The following is an 808-nucleotide window of genomic DNA, read 5'->3' as shown; positions in this document are numbered from 1 at the left end:
ATTCCTCTTTGCCGCCACATCGGATGGGTGTTTTACCCGAGCGTGCAGGTGGTCTCTGGCACCTGCTCGCCCCTTATATCATCTCCCGGTATGGTGCCCCGGGGGTGTTATAAGTAAAGTTTAGACCTGGGTGTTGGTGCCGTTGGTGATAGTCTTGGTGATCATCACGCTAACAACCCAAGCAGTGTCATCAGCATTTTTGCTGTTATACACTTTAACTGCTGCAACATCGCCAGACCAAACAGTATCCTTGCTGTTGACATTATCAAGATCATTGTTAAAAGAATTGTTCCATACGGTATAAATAGCATCGGCAACGTTCACTTCAGTCATATCACCATCGAGCACATAGGTCGCCAGATAGTAGTCAATGCCATCATTACCAGCAGGAGTAGCGTCTACCCAGGTAGACCAATTAGTGGTTTCAAAAGAGCCGCTTGCATACTCATCGACAACTTTCTTCGTCACACTAGGATCGGCACTTGCTGCTGTAGTCGCTCCAGTAATCTTCGTCGGTGTCACTACATTGGAGTCAGTCGCAATAGCAAGGGTATTAGCACGCAGCGTGCTGTCATCCTCAAACGAAATCTTCTTGCGCTGGTCACTGGTGAGCATATCATTCAGGTAGCTAGCAACCCCCGAAGCGGAAGGAACAACAGGATTCTCAGGCTCGGTAGGCTCAGTTGCACCCTTGCAGCCAGCCAGCATGCTGACGGCCATGATGCCGGCCAGCGCCAGAGAAGCAATCTTCTTGAGTTTCATAATGAATTTTTCCTCCTTATGGTGTATAAAAGATAGAGACCCAAAA

The 808-nt window shown here is 48.4% G+C and carries 1 protein-coding gene; it reads right to left on the bottom strand.

The window, feature by feature from the left end; all coding sequences use genetic code 11:
- Positions 1–120: 120 nt before the first annotated feature.
- Positions 121–762 (bottom strand): hypothetical protein, encoded by a 642-nt coding sequence (locus B5G12_RS14190; protein WP_087325494.1) that lies wholly within the window; start codon positions 760–762, stop codon positions 121–123.
- Positions 763–808 lie beyond the last annotated feature (46 nt).

This window comes from Faecalibacterium sp. An58 (genome assembly GCF_002161515.1).
GTDB classification, from domain to species: Bacteria; Bacillota; Clostridia; order Oscillospirales; family Ruminococcaceae; genus Faecalibacterium; species Faecalibacterium avium.
This window is presented reverse-complemented; position numbering and strand designations above follow the sequence as displayed.